The sequence below is a fragment of the Streptomyces sp. NPDC046727 genome, assembly GCF_040645635.1.
Taxonomy (GTDB): domain Bacteria; phylum Actinomycetota; class Actinomycetes; order Streptomycetales; family Streptomycetaceae; genus Streptomyces.
In genome coordinates this window covers 1-18,669 of the sequence record NZ_JBEYYR010000035.1, presented here as the reverse complement: position 1 = coordinate 18,669, position 18,669 = coordinate 1, and the positions used below count along the sequence as shown (strand labels likewise).

At 71.1% G+C, this 18,669-nt stretch carries 14 protein-coding genes; 1 reads left to right on the top strand and 13 read right to left on the bottom strand.

The window, feature by feature from the left end; all coding sequences use genetic code 11:
* Window positions 1–22 precede the first annotated feature (22 nt).
* The 3 genes from ABZ937_RS32860 to proB all read right to left on the bottom strand — a co-directional run bounded on the left by ABZ937_RS32860 (window position 23) and on the right by proB (window position 3,110).
* Entirely contained in the window at window positions 23–1,309 is a 1,287-nt protein-coding gene (locus ABZ937_RS32860) for a glutamate-5-semialdehyde dehydrogenase (protein ID WP_361697141.1), read from the bottom strand.
* Window positions 1,310–1,381: 72 nt separating this feature from the next.
* Window positions 1,382–1,807 carry a hypothetical protein gene (locus ABZ937_RS32855; RefSeq protein ID WP_361697139.1) on the bottom strand — a complete coding sequence of 142 codons (426 nt, stop codon included), beginning with the start codon at window positions 1,805–1,807 and terminating at the stop codon, window positions 1,382–1,384.
* Between the two features lie 196 nt (window positions 1,808–2,003).
* Window positions 2,004–3,110: a glutamate 5-kinase gene (gene proB, locus ABZ937_RS32850; protein ID WP_361697279.1), complete on the bottom strand. Its 1,107-nt coding sequence runs from the start codon at window positions 3,108–3,110 to the stop codon at window positions 2,004–2,006.
* A 241-nt stretch (window positions 3,111–3,351) separates the two neighbouring features.
* Between proB and ABZ937_RS32845 the strand changes: the two genes are divergently transcribed.
* Window positions 3,352–4,761 carry a polysaccharide pyruvyl transferase family protein gene (locus ABZ937_RS32845; RefSeq protein ID WP_361697137.1) on the top strand — a complete coding sequence of 470 codons (1,410 nt, stop codon included), beginning with the start codon at window positions 3,352–3,354 and terminating at the stop codon, window positions 4,759–4,761.
* Window positions 4,762–4,828: 67 nt separating this feature from the next.
* On the opposite strand, the gene ABZ937_RS32840 is transcribed toward ABZ937_RS32845, so the two are convergent.
* The 10 genes from ABZ937_RS32840 to rplU form a co-directional block, all read right to left on the bottom strand.
* Entirely contained in the window at window positions 4,829–6,001 is a 1,173-nt protein-coding gene (locus tag ABZ937_RS32840; RefSeq protein WP_361697277.1) for a glycosyltransferase family A protein, read from the bottom strand.
* A 301-nt stretch (window positions 6,002–6,302) separates the two neighbouring features.
* The gene (locus ABZ937_RS32835) at window positions 6,303–8,396 is read right to left on the bottom strand and encodes a hypothetical protein (protein WP_361697275.1); all 2,094 of its coding nucleotides are present in this window, start codon (window positions 8,394–8,396) and stop codon (window positions 6,303–6,305) included.
* A 203-nt stretch (window positions 8,397–8,599) separates the two neighbouring features.
* Window positions 8,600–10,096 (bottom strand): bifunctional cytidylyltransferase/SDR family oxidoreductase, encoded by a 1,497-nt coding sequence (locus ABZ937_RS32830; RefSeq protein WP_361697135.1) that lies wholly within the window; start codon window positions 10,094–10,096, stop codon window positions 8,600–8,602.
* A gap of 208 nt (window positions 10,097–10,304) precedes the next feature.
* Complete coding sequence (locus ABZ937_RS32825; RefSeq protein WP_361697133.1) at window positions 10,305–10,766, bottom strand: hypothetical protein; 462 nt, start codon at window positions 10,764–10,766, stop codon at window positions 10,305–10,307.
* A 518-nt stretch (window positions 10,767–11,284) separates the two neighbouring features.
* On the bottom strand, window positions 11,285–12,832 hold the full coding sequence (locus ABZ937_RS32820) for an alkaline phosphatase D family protein (protein WP_361697132.1): 1,548 nt from the start codon (window positions 12,830–12,832) through the stop codon (window positions 11,285–11,287).
* Window positions 12,833–13,120: 288 nt separating this feature from the next.
* Window positions 13,121–14,638, bottom strand: coding sequence for an FG-GAP-like repeat-containing protein (locus ABZ937_RS32815; RefSeq protein ID WP_361697130.1), 1,518 nt, complete (start codon window positions 14,636–14,638; stop codon window positions 13,121–13,123).
* 30 nt (window positions 14,639–14,668) lie between these two features.
* A complete protein-coding gene (locus ABZ937_RS32810) occupies window positions 14,669–16,087 on the bottom strand; it encodes a VCBS repeat-containing protein (RefSeq protein WP_361697128.1) in 1,419 nt (472 codons plus the stop codon).
* Between the two features lie 167 nt (window positions 16,088–16,254).
* Window positions 16,255–17,706, bottom strand: coding sequence for a GTPase ObgE (gene obgE / locus ABZ937_RS32805; RefSeq protein WP_361697126.1), 1,452 nt, complete (start codon window positions 17,704–17,706; stop codon window positions 16,255–16,257).
* A gap of 121 nt (window positions 17,707–17,827) precedes the next feature.
* Entirely contained in the window at window positions 17,828–18,082 is a 255-nt protein-coding gene (rpmA, locus tag ABZ937_RS32800; RefSeq protein WP_023550764.1) for a 50S ribosomal protein L27, read from the bottom strand.
* Window positions 18,083–18,096: 14 nt separating this feature from the next.
* A complete protein-coding gene (gene rplU, locus ABZ937_RS32795) occupies window positions 18,097–18,417 on the bottom strand; it encodes a 50S ribosomal protein L21 (protein WP_009188585.1) in 321 nt (106 codons plus the stop codon).
* Between the last annotated feature and the right edge of the window lie 252 nt (window positions 18,418–18,669).

Below are 18,669 nucleotides of genomic sequence, written 5' to 3'. Positions count from 1 at the left end.
GGGGCGGCTGAACGGGTGAGGATCAGCGGCGGATGTGGCCGTCACCGGTGACGATGTACTTCGTGCTGGTCAGCTCCGGCAGGCCCATCGGGCCGCGGGCGTGCAGCTTCTGGGTGGAGATGCCGATCTCGGCGCCGAAGCCGAACTGGCCGCCGTCGGTGAAGCGGGTGGAGGCGTTCACGGCGACGGTGGTGGAGTCGACCAGCTGGGTGAAGCGGCGGGCGGCCTGCTGGGAGGTGGTGACGATGGCCTCGGTGTGGCCGGAGGTCCACAGCCGGATGTGCTCGACGGCCCGGTCCAGCGATTCCACCACGGCGGCGGCGATGTCGTACGAGAGGTACTCGGTCTCCCAGTCCTCCGCCGTCGCCTCGACGACCGTGGCCTTGGAGTCCTTGGCGTAGGCCATGACCCGCTCGTCGGCGTGGACGGTGACGCCGGCCTCGGCGAGGGCGTCCAGGGCGCGCGGCAGGAACTCGGGGGCGATGTCCTGGTGGACGAGGAGGGTCTCGGCGGCGTTGCAGACGCTGACCCGCTGGGCCTTGGAGTTGATCAGGATCTCGATGGCCGTGTCGATGTCGGCCTGGGCGTCGACGTAGACGTGGCAGTTGCCGGTGCCGGTCTCGATGACCGGGACGGTGGACTCGTTGACCACGGTCTGGATCAGGGAGGCGCCGCCGCGCGGGATGAGGACGTCGACCAGGCCGCGGGCGCGCATCAGCTCGCGGACGGAGTCGCGGCTCTCGCCGGGCACGAGCTGGACGGCGTCGGCGGGCAGCCCGGCGCCGCCGACGGCGTCCCGGATCACCCGGACGAGGGCGGTGTTGGACTCGTAGGCGGAGGCGGAGCCGCGCAGCAGGACGGCGTTGCCGGACTTCAGGCAGAGGGCGGCGGCGTCGACGGTGACGTTCGGGCGGGCCTCGTAGATGATGCCGACGACGCCGAGCGGGACGCGGACCTGGCGCAGGTCGATGCCGTTGGGGAGGGTGGAGCCGCGGACGACCTCGCCGACCGGGTCGGGCAGCTGGGCGACGTCGCGGACGTCGGAGGCGATGGCGCGGACCCGCTCGGGGGTGAGGGTGAGCCGGTCGACGATGGCCTCGCTGGTGCCGTTCTCGCGGGCCTTGGCCACGTCCTTGGCGTTGGCCTCGACGATCTCGGCGGTCCGGACCTCCAGGGCGTCGGCGATGGCGAGCAGCGCGTCGTCCTTCACGGCGCGCGGGAGCGGCGCGAGGTCGGCGGCGGCGGCCTTGGCCCGGTAGGCGGCCTGGGTGACCGGGGACATCGAGTCGTACGGCGAGAGCGTGGTCATGAGGGAAGGGTAGTGCGCGGGACGGGGCGCTCACCGCTCATCCCAAACCCCGAGACAAGGTCTCAGGAACGCTCAAAAGGGATGTACCCCTACGGGTGTCGCCGGTGGGGGCCCGTAGCCCTCCGCGATGCGCTGGTGGTAGGTCTCGCGGTCGATGACCTCCAGGCCGACGATCTCCCAGGGCGGCAGTCCGGCGCTCTGCCGGTGCTCGCCCCACAGACGCAGCGCCACGGCGGCGGCGTCGTGCAGGTCGCGGGCCTCCTCCCAGTACCGGATCTCCGCGTGGTCGGTCGCGTATCTGCTGGTCAGCAGGAAGGGGTGGTCGTGGGCGAGCTGTTCCAGGGCCCGCCGCAGCTCGGGCAGGGGGACCTTCTCCCCGGAGACGCTGAGGGTGACGTGCCACAGCCTGGGCAGGTCCTTGGGCTCCTCATAGGTGTCCCCGGCCGCGACGCTCGTCAGAGCACCGCGGGACGCCGCCCCAGGGCGCACTCGTCTCACAACGGCCTCCTTCACGCATGGCTCGCTCGGCTCGTATGGCGCGTATGGCTCGGTCGGCCCCTTGACGGAACGCCTCCCTTCACCATGTCCCCGAGACAAAGTTGAGCAGGCCGCAAGGCTCCGCGTGGTGGTTTTACGGAACGTCCCCCACCGGGGGCGTTCCTTACGCCCTGTTTTACGAGTGGTTTTGCGAGAGTTACGGGTGCAGCAGCACGAGGTCGTCCCTGTGTACGACCTCGCGTTCGTACGCGGGGCCCAGCTCGCGCGCCAGCTCTCGGGTCGAACGCCCGAGGAGCCGGGGGATCTCCTTGGCGTCGAAGTTGACGAGCCCCCGGGCCACCGCGCGGCCCGCCGTGTCGCGCAGTTCGACGGGGTCGCCGGCGCTGAACTCGCCCTCCACGGCGGCGATTCCGGCGGGCAGGAGCGAGGTGCGGCGCTTCACGACCGCGTCCACCGCACCGTCGTCCAGGGTCAGGGCGCCCTGCGGGGTGGAGGCGTGCTGGAGCCAGAGGAGCCGGTCGGCGGAGCGCTTGCCGGTGGGGTGGAAGTAGGTGCCGGTGTCGCCGCCGGCCAGCGCCTCGGCCGCGTGGACGGCGCTGGTCAGCACGACCGGGATGCCGGCGGCGGCGGCGATGCGGGCGGCCTCCACCTTGGTGACCATGCCGCCGGTGCCGACGCCGGCCTTGCCCGCGCTGCCGATCTCGACGCCGGCGAGATCCTCCGGACCCTTCACTTCCGCTATCCGGGAGGTGCCGGGCTTGCCGGGGTCGCCGTCGTAGACGCCGTCGATGTCGGAGAGGAGGACGAGCAGGTCGGCGTGGACGAGGTGGGCGACGAGGGCGGCGAGGCGGTCGTTGTCGCCGAAGCGGATCTCGTCGGTGGCGACGGTGTCGTTCTCGTTGACGATGGGGAGGGCGCCCATGGCGAGCAGCTTGTCGAGGGTGCGGGAGGCGTTGCGGTGGTGGGCGCGGCGGCTCATGTCGTCGCTGGTGAGCAGGACTTGGCCGACGCGGACGCCGTAGCGGGCGAAGGAGGCGGTGTAGCGGGCGACGAGGAGGCCCTGGCCGACGCTGGCGGCGGCCTGCTGGCGGGCGAGGTCCTTGGGGCGGCGGCGCAGGCCGAGCGGGGCGAGGCCGGCGGCGATGGCGCCGGAGGAGACGAGGACGATCTCCTTCTCTCCCCCGCTGCGGCTCTTGGCGAGGACGTCGACGAGGGCGTCGACGCGGTCGGCGTCCAGGCCGCCCGCGGCGGTGGTCAGGGACGAGGAGCCCACCTTGACGACGATCCTGCGGGCTTCGCCCACGGCCTGCCTTGCCCTTGCCACGGTGCCTTCGTCCCCTCGCGCGCTGTCGGCTGCCTGACCGGCAATCTACGCGAAGTGGATCGGTCGGCGCGCACCGGTCCACCCCCCGGACAGGCGTGGCGTAGTCGTTCGCTCACCGTTCGCGTACGGCAAAAAGGTTGCGTTGGTTGCGTGTAGAAATTAAATATTGTTCCAACATAGATTGAACTTTGTGTCACCTACCGTTCGCCCTGTTCGCCCCGTGCAGCGCGTTCTGCTGCGCTCGGGCAAAAGCCCGTACGACGTGCTGTCCGTCGAGGAAGCCCTCCACCGGGACGTCATCGCCACCAACTCCGGCAACCTGATCTTCAGTGACGCCGCGCACAAGATCCTCCAGACGGCGGAGACCGAGGTGGTCTCCAACGGCATCGGTACGGACGTGTCGGCGGCGGCCCGGATCAACGAGGAGTACGACGCGTTCGTCGTGCCGCTCGCCAACGCGTTCCGTCCCTCGTTCGAGGGCCGGCTGAAGCGGCTGACCCGGTTGATCGGCAAGCTGCGGATCCCCGTGGTGGTGCTGGGTGTCGGCGCGCAGACCGGACTCGGGTACGACCCGGCGCGGCTGAAGCCGATGGAGCAGACCGTGCGCGAGTTCTGCGCGGCGGTGCTGGACCGCAGTGCCTCGATCGGGGTGCGCGGCGAGTTCACCGAGCAGTACCTGCGGGACATGGGCTTCAACGACGTCGAGGTCATCGGCTGCCCGTCGCTGTTCCTGTACGGCCGCGAGCTCGACGTACGCAAGCGGGTGCCCGGTCTGACCGCGCAGTCGCGGATCGCGGTGAACGGTTCGCACAATGCGGTGCAGAAGCAGGGCCTGGACCGGATCATCGCGCGTACCCACGCCCGCTACCCGAACCTGTGCTTCATCGGGCAGAACATCAGCGACGCGCGGCAGCTGCACTGGCGCGACCTCAGCGACCCGAACGCCCGTGTGCAGGCGATCCCCACCCACCCGGACCACCCGATGTACCGGGAGGACAAGGTACGGGTGTACGTCGACCCGGTCACCTGGATCGACGACCTGCGGTCCTTCGACTTCTCCTTCGGCTCCCGCATCCACGGCAACATCGCGGCACTGCTCGCGGGGACGCCCGCGACGGTGCTGTGCGGGGACTCGCGCACCCTGGAGCTGTGCCGGTACTTCGAGATTCCGCACCGGCGGCTGGACGAGGTCGCGAAGGACCCGGAGGCAGCGGATCCGGCCCGGCTGTACGAGCAGGCGGACCTGAGCGGGCTGGTCGGGGGGCACGCGGAGCGCTTCGACCGGTTCGTGGGGTTCCTGGACAAGAACGGGCTGCGGAACACCTTCACGCACGGCGACGGCGGCGCGGCCTTCGAGCAGAGGATGCGGTCGCTGACGTTCCCGCCCGGCATCCGGCCGTGGAACGACACCGACCTCGCCTCGCTGAGCAGCCGGTTCGGCTGGCTGCACACCCAGGTGACCGAACTCACCCAGGACAACGCGCAGTTGCGGCGGGAGCTGGCGAAGGCGCAGAAGGCGAAGCAGAAGGCCGCGTCGCCGATCCCGGCCCCCGCGGCGTCCGTCTACCGCCGCGCGCGGCGCGTGGTGGGCCGGCCCCTGCGGCGCGCGCTGCAGTCGGGCAAGCAGTAGCGGCCTCCGGCAGCGCGAGGGGGCCCGGACACAGCGGTCCGGGCCCCCTCGCCTCCGGGCGGACCGCTCAGGCCGCCGCCGCTCCGAAGCCCTTGCCCGGCAGCATCCGCCGAACCGTCCGCCGTACCTTGCGCAGGGCGCGGCGCGGGAAGGAGTTGGCGACCGCCTCGCGGTAGCCCTCGAAGGCGCGGGCCTCACGGGGGTCGGCGAGGTAGATCTCGTCGGGGATGCGGGCCGTTCTGGACCGGAAGTGCGGGTAGATCAGGTACAGGCGGGTGCCGCGCTTCTCCAGTACGGCGGCGGCCTGCTTCTTCGCCTTGACGAACTTGACGACGTCCAGGAGCAGATCGGACCGCTGCATGGCGACCAGGTGCAGCCGCAGCCGCTCGTGCACCTTGAGGCGGCGGGCCACGCCGGGCGTCCAGTAGGCGTCCATCAGCGGCTTCGCCAGCTCGAACTTGTGCCGGCGCACCTCTTCGCTGTCGGTGAGGAACTTCGGCCCGAACTGCGGCAGCAGCGTGATGAGGAACGGCCGGACCATGAGGAGGTCGCGCTTCTCACCGGCCGGGACCATGTCGGCGATCAGCTTCATCAGGGCGCGCGCGGAGTCGAAGCGCAGGGTGTAGCTGCCGGACTTGGTGACGTGCTTGCCGTCGTCGCGACCGACCAGGTAGTAGCAGGTGTAGTCGGCGACCACGGAGACGCCGCTCGCGCGCAGGTACGCCTCCAGCGTGAACAGGGCGTCCTCGCCGGTGAACAGCGACTCGTCGAAGCGCATCCCGTGCTGCTCCAGCAGGGAGCGGCGGAACAGCTTCTGGGCGCTGAGCGTGAACTTGATGTTGGAGGTGAAGACGTCGGCCCGGTCGAGCGTCTTGCCCCACATGGACTTCGGCGCGGTCCGGTTGACGCCCTCCACCCGGCCGAGGACGACGTCGGTGCCGTTCTTGTCGGCCATGGCGACCATGCGTTCCAGTGCCTCGGGGCCGAGCCGGTCGTCGGCGTCGAGGAAGAAGACGTAGCGTCCGGCCGCCTTGCCCAGGCCGACGTTGCGCGGGCCGCTGGGGCCGCCGGAGTTCTCCTGCCGGATGACGGTGACCGGCATGGGAGCGCGCGCCGCGAACTCCTCCAGGCACTCCCCGGTGCCGTCCGTCGAGCCGTCGTCGACCGCGATGACCTCCATACGCGCCGGGTCGATGGTCTGCGCCTCGACGGATGCCAGGCATTCGACCAGGTACGGCATCGCTTCGTACGCCCCGATGATCACACTCACATCAGGCTGCGTCACGACGGTCACTCTTCCCCCTTGTCACGGAAAATTTCCCCCGTATCGCCTCAATCGCAATTTGTTAGACGGACACCCCGGGCAAGCGGTTGCCCCTCCGAGGGTGAGGAGTGGTGCACATCACAGGCTCTTCACAAACGGTACGCGTGCTCGGTAAGAGCCGCTCAAAATCCGTTGAGAGCCGGGCAAGACAGGGGCCGGGCAGGACGAGGGCCCCCGAGGAGTGCTCCTCGGGGGCCCGGTGCTCACACGGGGACGGTCAGCCCGCGCTCACGCCGTCCGTCTCCCCGGCCGACACGACGCGCTGGCCCGGCACCGCGTTGGTCAGCTCGGCCGCCTCGGCGGGGTCGGCGTCCGCCGTGCCGAGCCGGGACTGCTGGCCGACGTTGCGGGCCTCGGCCTTGAGGGCCAGGTCGGCGACCGCGCCGTTGAACTGGTCGATCGACGGCGGCTCGTCCGGGCCGAGCAGGTACTGCTTCAGCTCCGTGCGCGCGTCCGCGAGCGGGTCGGCGGACGGGTCGCGCACGGCGTCCAGCAGGCCGTCCAGCTCGGCCGCGCTGTTGGACAGGATCACCGCGGCGCGCACGGCCGTGTTGTGCCGCTTGAACTCCTCGACGCCCAGCTCGGCGGAGTCGGTGACGGCGTACGGCTTGCCGCTCGCGATGAAGTCGGAGACCACGGAGGAGATGTCGGAGACCATCGCGTCGGAGACGTTGAAGCAGTCGTACAGGCGCGGCTGGGCGCCCGTGATGACGCGGTGCTCGTACGACGGGAAGGAGCGCCAGTAGGCGTCGTTCCACTCGGCGCGCAGCCGGGCGATCTCCTCGTGCTTGTGCACGTCGACCATGCCGTCGCGGGTGGCCACGGCCTCGTCGCCGCCCTTGCTGCGGCCGGAGCCGGCCAGCTCGGCGAGCCGGGCCTCGATGCCGGCCAGCTCGGCCTTGGCCCGGTCCATGGCGGCGCTGTCCGTGGTGAAGCGGGAGTCGGCGGCGCGCTCGGCGGCAGCCTTCTCCACCAGGGCGGCGATGCGCTGGTGGGCGGCCTTGGCGTCCTTGCTGACGGTGCCGGTGAACGGGTGCGGCTTGTACAGGACGCGGACCGGCGGGTCGGCCGTGACCAGCTTGGTCACGATGCTCTCGCCGGCGAGCACGATCGAGGTGTTGCCGGGGTTGCCGTCCCAGCCCTCCCAGGTGGGCGCGTACAGCACGGTCGGGATACGGCCGTCGGGCACGCCCTGCCAGCTCTGGATGGGGGCGAGCTGCGGGCGGCCGACCTCCACGATGTCGTCGTCGCGGACGCCGACGTCGGCGATGGCGTAGCGGTCGCGGCCGGCGCGGCCGGCGGTCCACACCTCGTCGTACACCTTGCTGTACGGGTTGACGCTGGCGAGCTTGTCGCTGTCGCCGTGGCCGATGAAGACGTGCTTCATGGTGGGCACGCGCAGCAGGTGGATGTTCTTGCCGACGTTGGCGGCGTAGAGGGCGACGCGGACGGTCGACAGGTCCAGGTTCATCAGGTGCACCCCTCCGGGCACGCAGATGACGGGGACCGTGGTGGGCGCGAGGTTGTTCAGGATGGCGCGCTCGCGCAGGATGATCAGCGGCCGGGTGTCCAGCCGCTCCATCGTCTCCAGCCACATGTTGACCTGGTAGGCGGAGTCCTTGGAGCCGGAGAAGTACAGGACGGTCTCGGGCTTGTAGCCGGCCAGCCACTCGTCGACGGCGGCGAGGACGGCGTCGGCGCGCGGCGGGACCTTCCGGCCGCGCACGTACGGCATGAGGACGAGGACGTACAGGCAGCCGAGGCCGACGGTGAGGCCGATGCCCGTGAAGCCGGCGACGGCGGATTCCAGCTGGGCGGAGACGAGGACGCCGACGACCGCGAACAGGTCGAGGTGGAGCATCTTCTCCGCGGAGCGGTGCAGCAGCCGGCGCGGCGGGGCGTCCGGGATGCGGATGCGGGACTTCAGGTCGACGTTGCGGGTGGCGACCGGCATCCGGCGGCGGTTGCGGATCAGGGTGACCAGGGCGCCGTGGGGCGCCTGGAGGCCGTAGAAGGCGATGAAGCAGGCGACCGCGCCGTAGAAGATCAGGTCGTCCGAGAGGGACAGGCGGGCCAGCAGCAGGATCAGCAGCAGCTGCCGGATCAGGAAGCGGATCGACAGGCCCGCCCGGACCTTGCTGAGGCGGTTGATCAGGTAGCTGCCCTTGCGGTGCAGATAGTGGTCCGCCAGGTACGTCACGGCGGCCAGGGCCGCGAAGGCGGGAACGCTCGGGACGAGCGCGGCCAGCATGAGCGCCGGGAAGCCCAGCATCACGAGGGCCGCCGCGGCCAGCTCGGCCGCGCTGCCCACCCGGGCGACGCGAATAGCGGTGGATATCACGGAGAAACCTGCTCTGGGAGGGGGGAGTGCCGGTTTTGTTCAGTAAGGCGGGAGGTGCCGGTTTTTCACAGGGTGTGCGGATTTGCACGATGTACGGATTCAGGCCCCTGCGAACGCCCGGTGAATGGACGCCCGCAGAGGCCTGAATTCCTGAAGCTATTTGGCCGCAATTATTACACGCCGGCCTGGCGGTCCAGCACCGCGGCGAGCGCCTGCTCGAAGCCGGAGGCCTTGGCGGCGCCCGCGGTCGGGTCCTGCTGGCGGACGTCGATGACGTGACCGGTCAGCTCCGACAGCAGCACGTCCAGGGAGGTGCGGGCCACGGCCTCGGAGGAGAGCAGGCTGCCCGCCGGCTCCTGGCCGAAGGCCTTGGTGCGCATCGGGGTGGCGGTGCGCTCCGGGTTGATGCAGTTGACGCGGATGCCGTCGCCGGCCCACTCGTCGGACAGCGCCTGGGTGAGGTTCACCATGGCGGCCTTGGTGGAGGAGTACAGGGAGTACTCGGCACGGCCGCGGGTGTAGCTGCTGGAGGTGTAGAGCAGCAGCTGGCCGTTGGTCTCGGCCAGGTACTTGTACGACGAACGGGCGATCTGCACCGGGGCCAGGTAGTTGACCTTCAGCGCCTCCTCGATGGTGGCGTTGTCGGTCTCGGCGAGCTTGCCGATGCGCAGGACGCCCGCGGTGTTGACGACGTAGTCGATCCGGCCGGTCTCCGCGTACGCCTTGGACAGCGCGTCGTCGACCTCCTCCGGGTTCTCCACGTGGGTGCCGGTGGTGGAGCGGCCCAGCGCGTAGACGTTCGCGCCGTAGGACTCGGCGAGTTCGGCGATGTCCTTGCCGATGCCGTAGGAGCCGCCGAAGATGACGATCGTCTTGCCGGTGAGCAGCTCGCGGTAGGCCTCCTCGCCGTTCTGCTCCGGGGCGGCCGTGGAGGCGAGCTGGAACAGCTTGTCGGCGATGAAGACGTCGACCGGCTGGGTCACCTTCATGTTGTACTCGTCACCCGCGACGACGTGGATCGGCACGTCCGGCAAGTACTTGAGGACCACCGAGCAGTCGTCGGTGGCCTGGAAGTTGGGGTCGCCGGCGGCGACCTCGTAGGCCCGCTTGATCGTGGACAGCTTGAAGGCCTGCGGGGTCTGGCCGCGGCGCAGCCGGGAGCGGTCCGGGATCTCGGTGATGAACTCGCCGTCCTCGCCGTGCGTGCGCGTGACGATGATGGTGTCCGCGGACGGGATGGCGACGTCCACCGCCTGGTAGCGGTCCAGCGCGGCCACACAGTCGTCGATGACGCGCTGCGAGAGCAGCGGGCGCACGGCGTCGTGGAAGAGGACGTTGAGGTCCTCGCCCTCGGCCAGGCCCTCGCCGAGGGCGGAGATGGCGCGCTCGGTGGTCTCGTTCCGCGTCGAGCCACCCTCGATGATCTTCTTCACCTTGGTGAAGCCGGCCTTGGCGACGATCTTCTCGATGTCCGGCACGTAGCCCGGCGCCATCAGCACGATGATGTCGTCGATCGAGTCGGTGTTCTCGAAGGTGGTCAGGGTGTGCTCGATGACTGCCTTGCCGGCGATCTTCAGCAACTGCTTGGGGATCGACAGACCCACCCGCTGACCGGTGCCACCGGCCAGGATCACTGCGGTGGTACGGGGCTTGGCTATGTGCTGGGACACAGGCTGACCTACCTTGGGGCGACAGGGAACCGGGAAATGGTCCCACTTCGGGTAACCGCAGTGCAAGGTGAGTGACCTCCGCTGCATATGTGCGCGCAACCTGTCATTCACCTTGCACTCCTGGTGATTGGCGGCGGCGGGTGTGAACGCCCGTGAATTTGCTGTGAGTAAGTCCACAGGTGCGTCCGCGGGGGCCCGGGGGCCGGGTTCAGCGCCGCCGCAGCCGCCTCAGGCAGCGGTGCCCGAGTACCCGCACGAGTTCCTTCGACGACGTCCGGTGCACGCCGCGCACGGGGGCCGCGCCGCCTGTCGCCGGGGCCGCGGAAGCCGCCGCGGCGAGCGCTCCGTAGAGCGCCCGGGCCGCGGTTTCGGGGGTGATCCGGGCCGCCGCCTCGACCGCCCAGCGGGGCGTGCGGATCTTCACGTCGCCGGGCGCGGGGGCGCACGCGTTCTTCATATGCGGCACGGCGCCGCCCCGGACAAGACGGGAATACAGCTCGTCCGGGAGTCCATTGCCGCGGAATTCCACATTAAGATTCCGCAGCATTTCGGTCTCGGCCAGGGTGAGTGACCGATTCGCGGTGTCCGGAGCCGGCCGCAGGAGATTCTCCGGCAGGCCGAGCAGCGTCTCGAAGGTGCGCAGCAGCCCGCCGCGGTCGCGGTCGTCCACCACGACGACGGTGACCCGCTCCGGCCCGGTCGCCCGGGCCCGGCGCTCGACCAGCCGGTCGTGCCGGTGCCGCCGCCAGAAGCTGGGGTCGGGTTTCCAGGCATGATCCGGGCGAGCGGGCGCAGCGTGACCAGGACGTGCACGCGGTCGCCGCCGAGCTGCTCCACGGTCCGGGCGACCGTGCCCTCGTCGGGCGCGTCGGCGAAGAACTCGCTGCTGATCACCGAGGTACGGCCGCCGGTGGCCCGCACCTGCTCCAGCAGCCGGGTCCAGTGCCGGCCGGTGGGCTCGGTGTCGGCCCGTCATCGCTGGCCGGGCGCAGGAGGCGAGGGCGGCCTCCGTCGGGTGCCGGGTGTGCGCGGGGAAACTCCACGCCGTGCTCGGGCAGCCGTTCCTTCGCCGCGAAGAGGGCGCCCCGGACGGCGGTGGTCCCGGTCTTGTGCGGGCCGATGTGCAGCAGCCTGAGGTAAGGCTGAGGGGAGCCTGGGATCCGGATGGGCCCCAGGCTCATTCGGGCGTCACACGAGCTGTACGCCGGGCTCGTCCGACTCCACCCGCAGCCGGGCCAGGGTGGTCGCCGTCGCCTGCGGCTTCAGCACCGTGTCGACGACCCGGACCCGCGCGTCGATGCCGTCGCGGCGGATGTCGAACAGGTGGTAGCCGCGGTGGGCGTCGATGAGCTTCCAGTGCGGGTTGTCCGCCTTCAGCGGGTCCCACTGCTTGTGGAAGGCGTCCTGGTCCTGGTCGCCGCTGCTGGAGATCGACGTACCGACGAACTCGGCGCCGACCACGTCCGAGTCGGGGTCGGCGTAGTCCGTCCTGAGGTCGCTGATCATCGTCAGGTGGCGGTCGCCGCTGAGCACGACCGGGTTGCGGATGTCGGCGAACTCCTCCAGCAGGGCGTTGCGCTCGGCCTGGTAGCCGTCCCAGGCGTCGTAGTACCAGAGCTTGCCGTCGCCGGGCAGCAGGTCGGTCTCGGCCATCATGATCTGCGAGGCGATGAGGTTCCAGCGGGCCGGGGAGTCCTGCAGCCCGTCGAGCAGCCACTGCTTCTGCTCGGCGCCGAGCATCGTCATCGACGGCGCCTCGGCACCCTCCTGCGTGGTGGCCTGGTCGCTGCGGAACTGCCGGGTGTCCAGGACGTTGAGCCGGGCCAGCCGGCCGAACTCCAGGCGGCGGTACATCTGGATGTGCGGGCCGTCCGGGATCGCGGTGGCGCGCACCGGCATGTGCTCGTAGTACGCCTGGAAGGCCGCGGCCAGCCGGGCCACGAACTTGTCGTGCGGCTGCTTGTCCGGGTCCTGCGGGATCTCGCCGGCCCAGTCGTTGTCCACCTCGTGGTCGTCGAAGGTGACCACCCAGGGGGCGTTCGCGTGCATCGCGGCGAGGTCGGGGTCGGTGCGGTACTGGGCGTACCGGTTGCGGTACTGGGCGAGGGTGTACGGCTCGCCCTTGCCCTCGTGCCGCCGTACGGCCGTCGCCGAGGGCGAGGACTCGTAGATGTAGTCGCCGACGAAGAGCACGACGTCGGGGTCCTGGGCGAGCATGTCGGCGTACGGCGTGAAGTAGCCGTGCTGCCAGTTCTGGCAGGAGGCGAGGGCGACGCGCAGCGAGCCGCCCCGCTGGTGCGGGTGGGGCGCGGTGCGGGTGCGGCCGGTGGACGAGAGCTGGCCGCCGGCCCGGAAGCGGTACCAGTACGGGCGGTCCGGGCGCAGGCCGCGGACGTCCACGTGGACGCTGTGGCCGAGCTCGGGGCCGGCCTGGGCGGTGCCGCGGCGGGCGATCCGGCGGAACCGCTCGTCCTCGGCGATCTCCCACTCCACCGGGAAGACCGCGTCGGGCATGCCGCCGCCGTTCAGCGGGTCGGGCGCGAGTCTGGTCCACAGCACGATTCCGTCGGGCAGCGGATCGCCGGAGGCGACGCCCAGGGTGAACACCCCGTCCGGGAGCGGGGTGTCGGCGGCACGGGCGGTGCCGGGCAGCCACAACTGGGCGGAGGCCGCGGCGCCGAGGACGGCGGCCCCGGCGGTCAGAAAGCGGCGGCGGTCGGGCGATGGTGCGGTCATGCGCTGACTCCCTTGCCACAGTGGCCACTTGGACTGGTCTGTCGGACATTCGGAAGTTCCCATGGCCGGACGGTCCGCCTGCTGAACCACTCCCATCGGGGGCATGACAAATGGGCAGACAACAGAAGACCCGTTGCGGCTCGGGGAAACCCTTGCGCCGCAACGGGCCTGACGGTAGATCGGAATCCGTCCCGCCGCCTACCGGCTCAGGAGCCGCGTCCGGCCCCAGCCGCCTCAGCCGTCCGCCCGCGGCTCAGGAGCCGGACCCACTCCTGTGCCGTGGCCGGGTCAGTGGCCGAGTGACGCGCCGAAGCGCGCCTGCGTGGCGGGCAGGCCGGCCGTGGCCGCGCCGAGCGAGAAGGCGCCCCTGGTGGTGACGCCTGCGGACGTCGCGGAGAGGACCCACACCGCGCCGTCGCCGGCGTTCTCCTCCGGGTCGCCGACGACCAGCCCGGCCTTCCTGTCGGCGTCGCCGTCGACCAGCGCGGTCGCCCGTCCGAACCGGTCGCCCTTCTCGGCGGTGCCCGGCACGCCCGCGGTGTTCTGGTGGAAGACCGCGGCGCCCGTGCCGGTCAGGCCCTTGGCGCTGCCGCGCAGCACCAGCACGCTGCCGGCGTCGGTCAGGCCGTCGAAGTCCTCGCCGGGCAGGCCGGTGGCGACGTCGGCGTACCCGTCGCCGTCGGTGTCGCCGATCGACAGCCCGGAGCCCATCCCGTCGTGGAACTCGCCGGCGCCGGGCACCCCCGCGGTCTCCTGGTTGATCCACACCGGCTTCAGCCCGGTGGAGGTGCCCTGCGGACCGCCGTAGACCACGCCCAGCGCCCCGCCCCTGGTGGGCATCTCGACGTCGCTGTCGTAGCCGTCATCGGAGTGGCCGACGACGATGTCGCCGTAGCGGTCGTGGTTGAGGTCGCCGATCGCCACCTCCTCGCCGCCGATCAGCCGGTGCCGGGTGTCCCACAGCAGGCCCTTGTTCGTGAAGCCCGTGGGGCCGCCGAGGAGCAGGGTGACGCTCCGGGAGTCCGACTCCTCCGTGGAGTGGCTGCGCACGGCGAGGTCGGCGGTGCCGTCGCCGTTCACGTCACCGGCGGCGAGCGACTCGACCAGCTCGGTCCCGTCGGGGTCGACGGTGAAGTACGTCGTCCGGGTCCCGCTGGTCCTGGCGCGGGTGAACGGCCCGTGCTGGACGGCACCGGCCGCCTTCGGGTCGGTGTCGGGGTGGACACCGAGACGCACCAGGTCGGGGTGCTTGTCGCCGTCCACGTCGGCGACCGTGAAGTCCCGCAGCGCGACGGCGTCCGGCAGCCCCGACAGCAGTGTCGGCGTGGCCGAGAGACCCTTCGGGCCGCCCCAGTTGACCTCGATGAAGGTGCCCTGGTCGGCGTCCATGGGGGTCCACGTCACGGTCGAGAGCAGATCGGCGTAGCCGTCCTCGTCGAGGTCCGCGATGCGCAGCCGGCTGCCGTAACCGCCCTCCGGCGACTCGGCGTTCTTCCGGCCCGGCCAGGTCAGCACCTGCTTGCGGGCGGTCGACAGGCCCTTCGCCGAGCCGTACAGCACGGTGATCGCGCCCGCGCCGCGCTGCTCGCCCAGGGCGGTGCCGGGGGCGCCGATGGCGAGGTCGGCGTAGCCGTCGCCGTTGAAGTCGTCGTGCGGGTGCTTGCCGCTCACGGCCGGTGCGGGGGCCGGGTGGGACTGGACCGCGTGGGCGGGGGCCGTGCCGGCGGGGATCGCGAGCGCGCCGGCGACGAGGGCGAGGCCGGTGGCGATCGCCGGCCGGGCACCGCGGGGGAAGGGCAGGGTCATGGTTGTCCTGAAAAAGTGGGTGAGAAGAGGTCAGTTGGGGAAGACGGAGCCGAGTTCGGCGCCGGACGCGACCGTGCCGAGCGTGCGGGCGCCGACGGTGAAGGACCCCTTGGCGCTCGTACGGCCCGGGAACACCCAGAACGCACCGGCGCGGGAGTCCTCCCAGGGCGCGCCGACCACCGGTTCGGCCTTGCCGTCACCGTTGCCGTCCACGAGGTGCACGGCGGCACCGAACCAGTCGTCCTTCTCCGCCGTACCGGGCACACCGGCGCTGTCCTGGCTGAACACCTTCGTCCCGGCACCGGTCACCCCGGAGGGGCCACCGGGTACGACGGCGAAGGTGCCGGGGCTGCGCAGCCCGCCGAAGTCCTCGTACGGGATGCCCGCCAGGATGTCGGCGCGGCCGTCGCCCGTCACGTCGCCGACGGCCAGCGCGCGCCCGAATCCGTCCCCCGCCTCCTGGGTGCCGGGCACACCGGGCGTGTCCTGGGTGATGACCTGTGGCCGGCCCGGGCCGAGGCCCTGCTTGCCCGCGTAGACGATCCGCAGCGTGTCCGAACCGACGACCAGGTCCGCGCGGCCGTCGCCGTTCAGGTCGCCGAGCGCCACGGCGTCGCCCTTCGGGCCGTACAGGTCCTTCAGCTCGACGGGGGCCCGCAGCCCGTCGCGGCTGCCGCGCGCGAAGAACACGCCGTTGCCGTAGTTGCCCTCGTCGTCCCAGTCGTACGTCCGGGCCAGCGTGACGATGTCGTCGATGCCGTCGCCGTCGGTGTCCCCCACCGCCGCGGCCACCGTGTTCAGGTCGCCGTCGACGAAGTCCGCGCCCTCCTGGGCACCCGCCGGGCGGCCGTCCCGGCCGAACGGGCCGAGCAGGACCCGCCCGCCACGCGCGAGATCCTGGTGCCCGTCGCCGTTGAAGTCGCCGGCGACCGTCAGCGGGTTCTGGTAGCGGCCGGTGCCCTCGGCGGGCAGCAGCGTTCCGGAGACGAATCCCTTCGGGCCGCCCCACAGCACGGTCCGGCTGCCCGAGCGGTCGACGCCGTCCTGCGTCCACTGCTCGCCGCCCGAGCCGACCAGCAGGTCGGTGAAGCCGTCACCGTCCAGGTCGGCGGTGACCAGCCGGTCCCCGAAGAGGTCGGCCTTCTCCACTGCTCCGGGGACGCCGGGGGACGCCTGCGTGTACACCTTCTTGGCCGTCAGGCCCGTGGCGGAGCCGTACAGCACGGCCACGTACCCGGCCCGGGCCTTGCCGCCCACGGTCGCGTACGGCGCGGCGACGGCCAGGTCCCCGTATCCGTCGCCGTTGAAGTCGGCGCGCACCTTCTTGGCGGGCGGTTGCGGGGCGGCGTCCGCCGCGGGAGCCGCGAACAGGGCACCGGCGGCCAGGGCGATGCCGGTGGCGAGGGCCAGGGTGCGGCGACGGACGGGGCGGCGAGGCTGGTCAGGCACGTCGGCTCCAGGAGTCGGGAAACAGAAAGTGCGGCACGAAGAGGACCAAGATCCTCTTCGTGCCGCACAGTTCGACTCACCGGGGCGGGCCCGGGTTGCCCTCACGGCCGCCACCAATTTTCCCGGCGTTCACCTTGCCGGACCGCCGACGCGGGCGAAGCGCGTTCCTACTCGTCGAACGGGTCGAACTCGTCGTACTCCCGCAGCGACTCGTCCCGCTCCGCCTGCTTGTCCCGCCGGCGCTGGGCCGCGGGCCGGGGCGCGTCGAAGCGGTGGTCCTCGCCACGGCGGCCGAGCATCTCCGCGCCGGCCATGAGCGTCGGCTCCCAGTCGAAGACGACCGCGTTCTCCTCGGAGCCGATGGCGACACCGTCGCCCGCGCGGGCGCCCGCCTTCATCAGCTGCTCCTCCACGCCGAGGCGGTTGAGCCGGTCGGCGAGGTAGCCGACGGCCTCGTCGTTGTTGAAGTCGGTCTGGCGGACCCAGCGCTCCGGCTTCTCGCCCCGCACCCGGAACAGCGGCTCGCCGCCGACCTCCTCGCGGGTGACGGTGAAGCCCGCGTCGTCCACGGCCTTGGGCCGGATGACGATCCGGGTCGCCTCCTCCTTCGGCTTGGCCGCGCGCGCCCTGGCGACCAGCTCGGCGAGGGCGAAGGACAGCTCGCGCAGCCCGATGTGGGCGACGGCCGACACCTCGAAGACGCGGTAGCCGCGGGCCTCCAGGTCGGGGCGGACCATCTCGGCGAGGTCCCTGCCGTCCGGCACGTCGACCTTGTTCAGGACGACGATGCGGGGACGGTTGTCGAGACCGCCGTACTGCCGCAGCTCCTCCTCGATGATGTCGAGGTCGGAGACCGGGTCGCGGTCGGACTCCAGGGTGGCGGTGTCCAGGACGTGCACCAGGACGCTGCACCGCTCCACGTGCCGCAGGAACTCCAGGCCGAGGCCCTTGCCCTGGCTGGCGCCGGGGATGAGACCGGGCACGTCGGCGATGGTGTAGACGGTCGAGCCGGCGGTCACCACGCCCAGGTTCGGGACGAGGGTGGTGAACGGGTAGTCGGCGATCTTCGGCTTGGCCGCGCTCAGCACGGAGATCAGCGAGGACTTGCCGGCGCTCGGGTAGCCCACGAGGGCCACATCGGCGACGGTCTTCAGCTCCAGGACGATGTCCTGGAGGTCGCCGGGCACGCCCAGCAGCGCGAAGCCGGGCGCCTTGCGGCGGGCGCTCGCCAGCGCGGCGTTGCCGAGACCGCCCCGGCCGCCCTGCGCGGCGATGTACGAGGTGCCGTGGCCGACCAGGTCGGCGAGCACGTTGCCCGCCTTGTCCAGCACGACGGTGCCGTCCGGCACCGGCAGGACCAGGTCCTCGCCGTCCTTGCCGGAGCGGTTGCCGCCCTCGCCGGGCTTGCCGTTGGTGGCCTTGCGGTGCGGGGAGTGGTGGTAGTCCAGCAGCGTCGTGACCGACTGGTCGACGGTCAGGATGACGTCACCGCCCCGGCCGCCGTTACCGCCGTCGGGGCCGCCGAGCGGCTTGAACTTCTCACGGTGGACGGAGGCACAGCCGTGGCCTCCGTTACCCGCGGCGACGTGCAGCTCGACGCGGTCCACGAAGGTGGTCATGGTTCAGTGCCTCCAGAAACTCACGGGTATTACCAATGTCAACACGCGAAAGGCGGACCCGCCTTCCCGATCGGGAAGTGAGGTCCGCCTCGCGAAAGCGTTCGGTGCTGAATCAGTCGATTCAGGCGACCGGAACGATGTTCACGACCTTGCGGCCACGGTGGGTACCGAACTCCACCGCACCGGCCTGCAGGGCGAACAGCGTGTCGTCGCCGCCACGGCCGACGCCGGCGCCGGGGTGGAAGTGCGTGCCGCGCTGACGGACCAGGATCTCACCAGCGTTCACGACCTGACCGCCGAAGCGCTTCACGCCGAGCCGCTGGGCGTTGGAGTCGCGACCGTTCCGGGTGGACGATGCGCCCTTCTTGTGTGCCATGTCTCCTCAGTCCCTTACTTCGCAGCCGTGGGGATCGACGTGACCTTGATCGCCGTGTACTGCTGGCGGTGGCCCTGCCGACGGCGGTAGCCGGTCTTGTTCTTGTAGCGCAGAATGTCGATCTTCTGGCCCTTGTGGTGGTCCACGACCTCGGCCTGGACCTTGATGCCGGCCAGCACCCACGGGTCGCTGGTCACAGCGTCGCCGTCGACAACGAGCAGGGTCGAGAGCTCGACCGTGTCGCCAACCTTGGCAGTGGAAATCTTGTCAACCTCAACGATGTCGCCGACAGCAACCTTGTGCTGGCGACCACCGCTGCGCACGATGGCGTACACGCGGATCTCTCTTTCGCTCGAAGAAACGGCACCCCCGCAGGCCAGCCGCCGCACAACACACGGGCGACCTCTCCCGGCCAGCCGTGCGTCCGGGAGGAAGAGGTTTACGGGGATGTGGCGGGTCAGTGGACACGCCGACGGTCAAGGTTACGGGGCCACGACCGAGAGGGTCAAACCGGGCCCCCGGGGTGTGCGGCCCGTCACTCGGAACGGGCCCCACGGGTGTGCGGCCGGCCCGGTCGGGGGGGGCCG

Bases quoted from the DNA above. Each gene is read 5' to 3' on its own strand.
- ABZ937_RS32860 (WP_361697141.1), bottom strand. From the start codon at position 1,309: ATGACCACGCTCTCGCCGTACGACTCGATGTCCCCGGTCACCCAGGCC.
- rpmA (WP_023550764.1), bottom strand. From the start codon at position 18,082: ATGGCACACAAGAAGGGCGCATCGTCCACCCGGAACGGTCGCGACTCC.
- ABZ937_RS32820 (WP_361697132.1), bottom strand. From the start codon at position 12,832: ATGACCGCACCATCGCCCGACCGCCGCCGCTTTCTGACCGCCGGGGCC.
- obgE (WP_361697126.1), bottom strand. From the start codon at position 17,706: ATGACCACCTTCGTGGACCGCGTCGAGCTGCACGTCGCCGCGGGTAAC.
- ABZ937_RS32840 (WP_361697277.1), bottom strand. From the start codon at position 6,001: ATGCCGTACCTGGTCGAATGCCTGGCATCCGTCGAGGCGCAGACCATC.
- ABZ937_RS32815 (WP_361697130.1), bottom strand. From the start codon at position 14,638: ATGACCCTGCCCTTCCCCCGCGGTGCCCGGCCGGCGATCGCCACCGGC.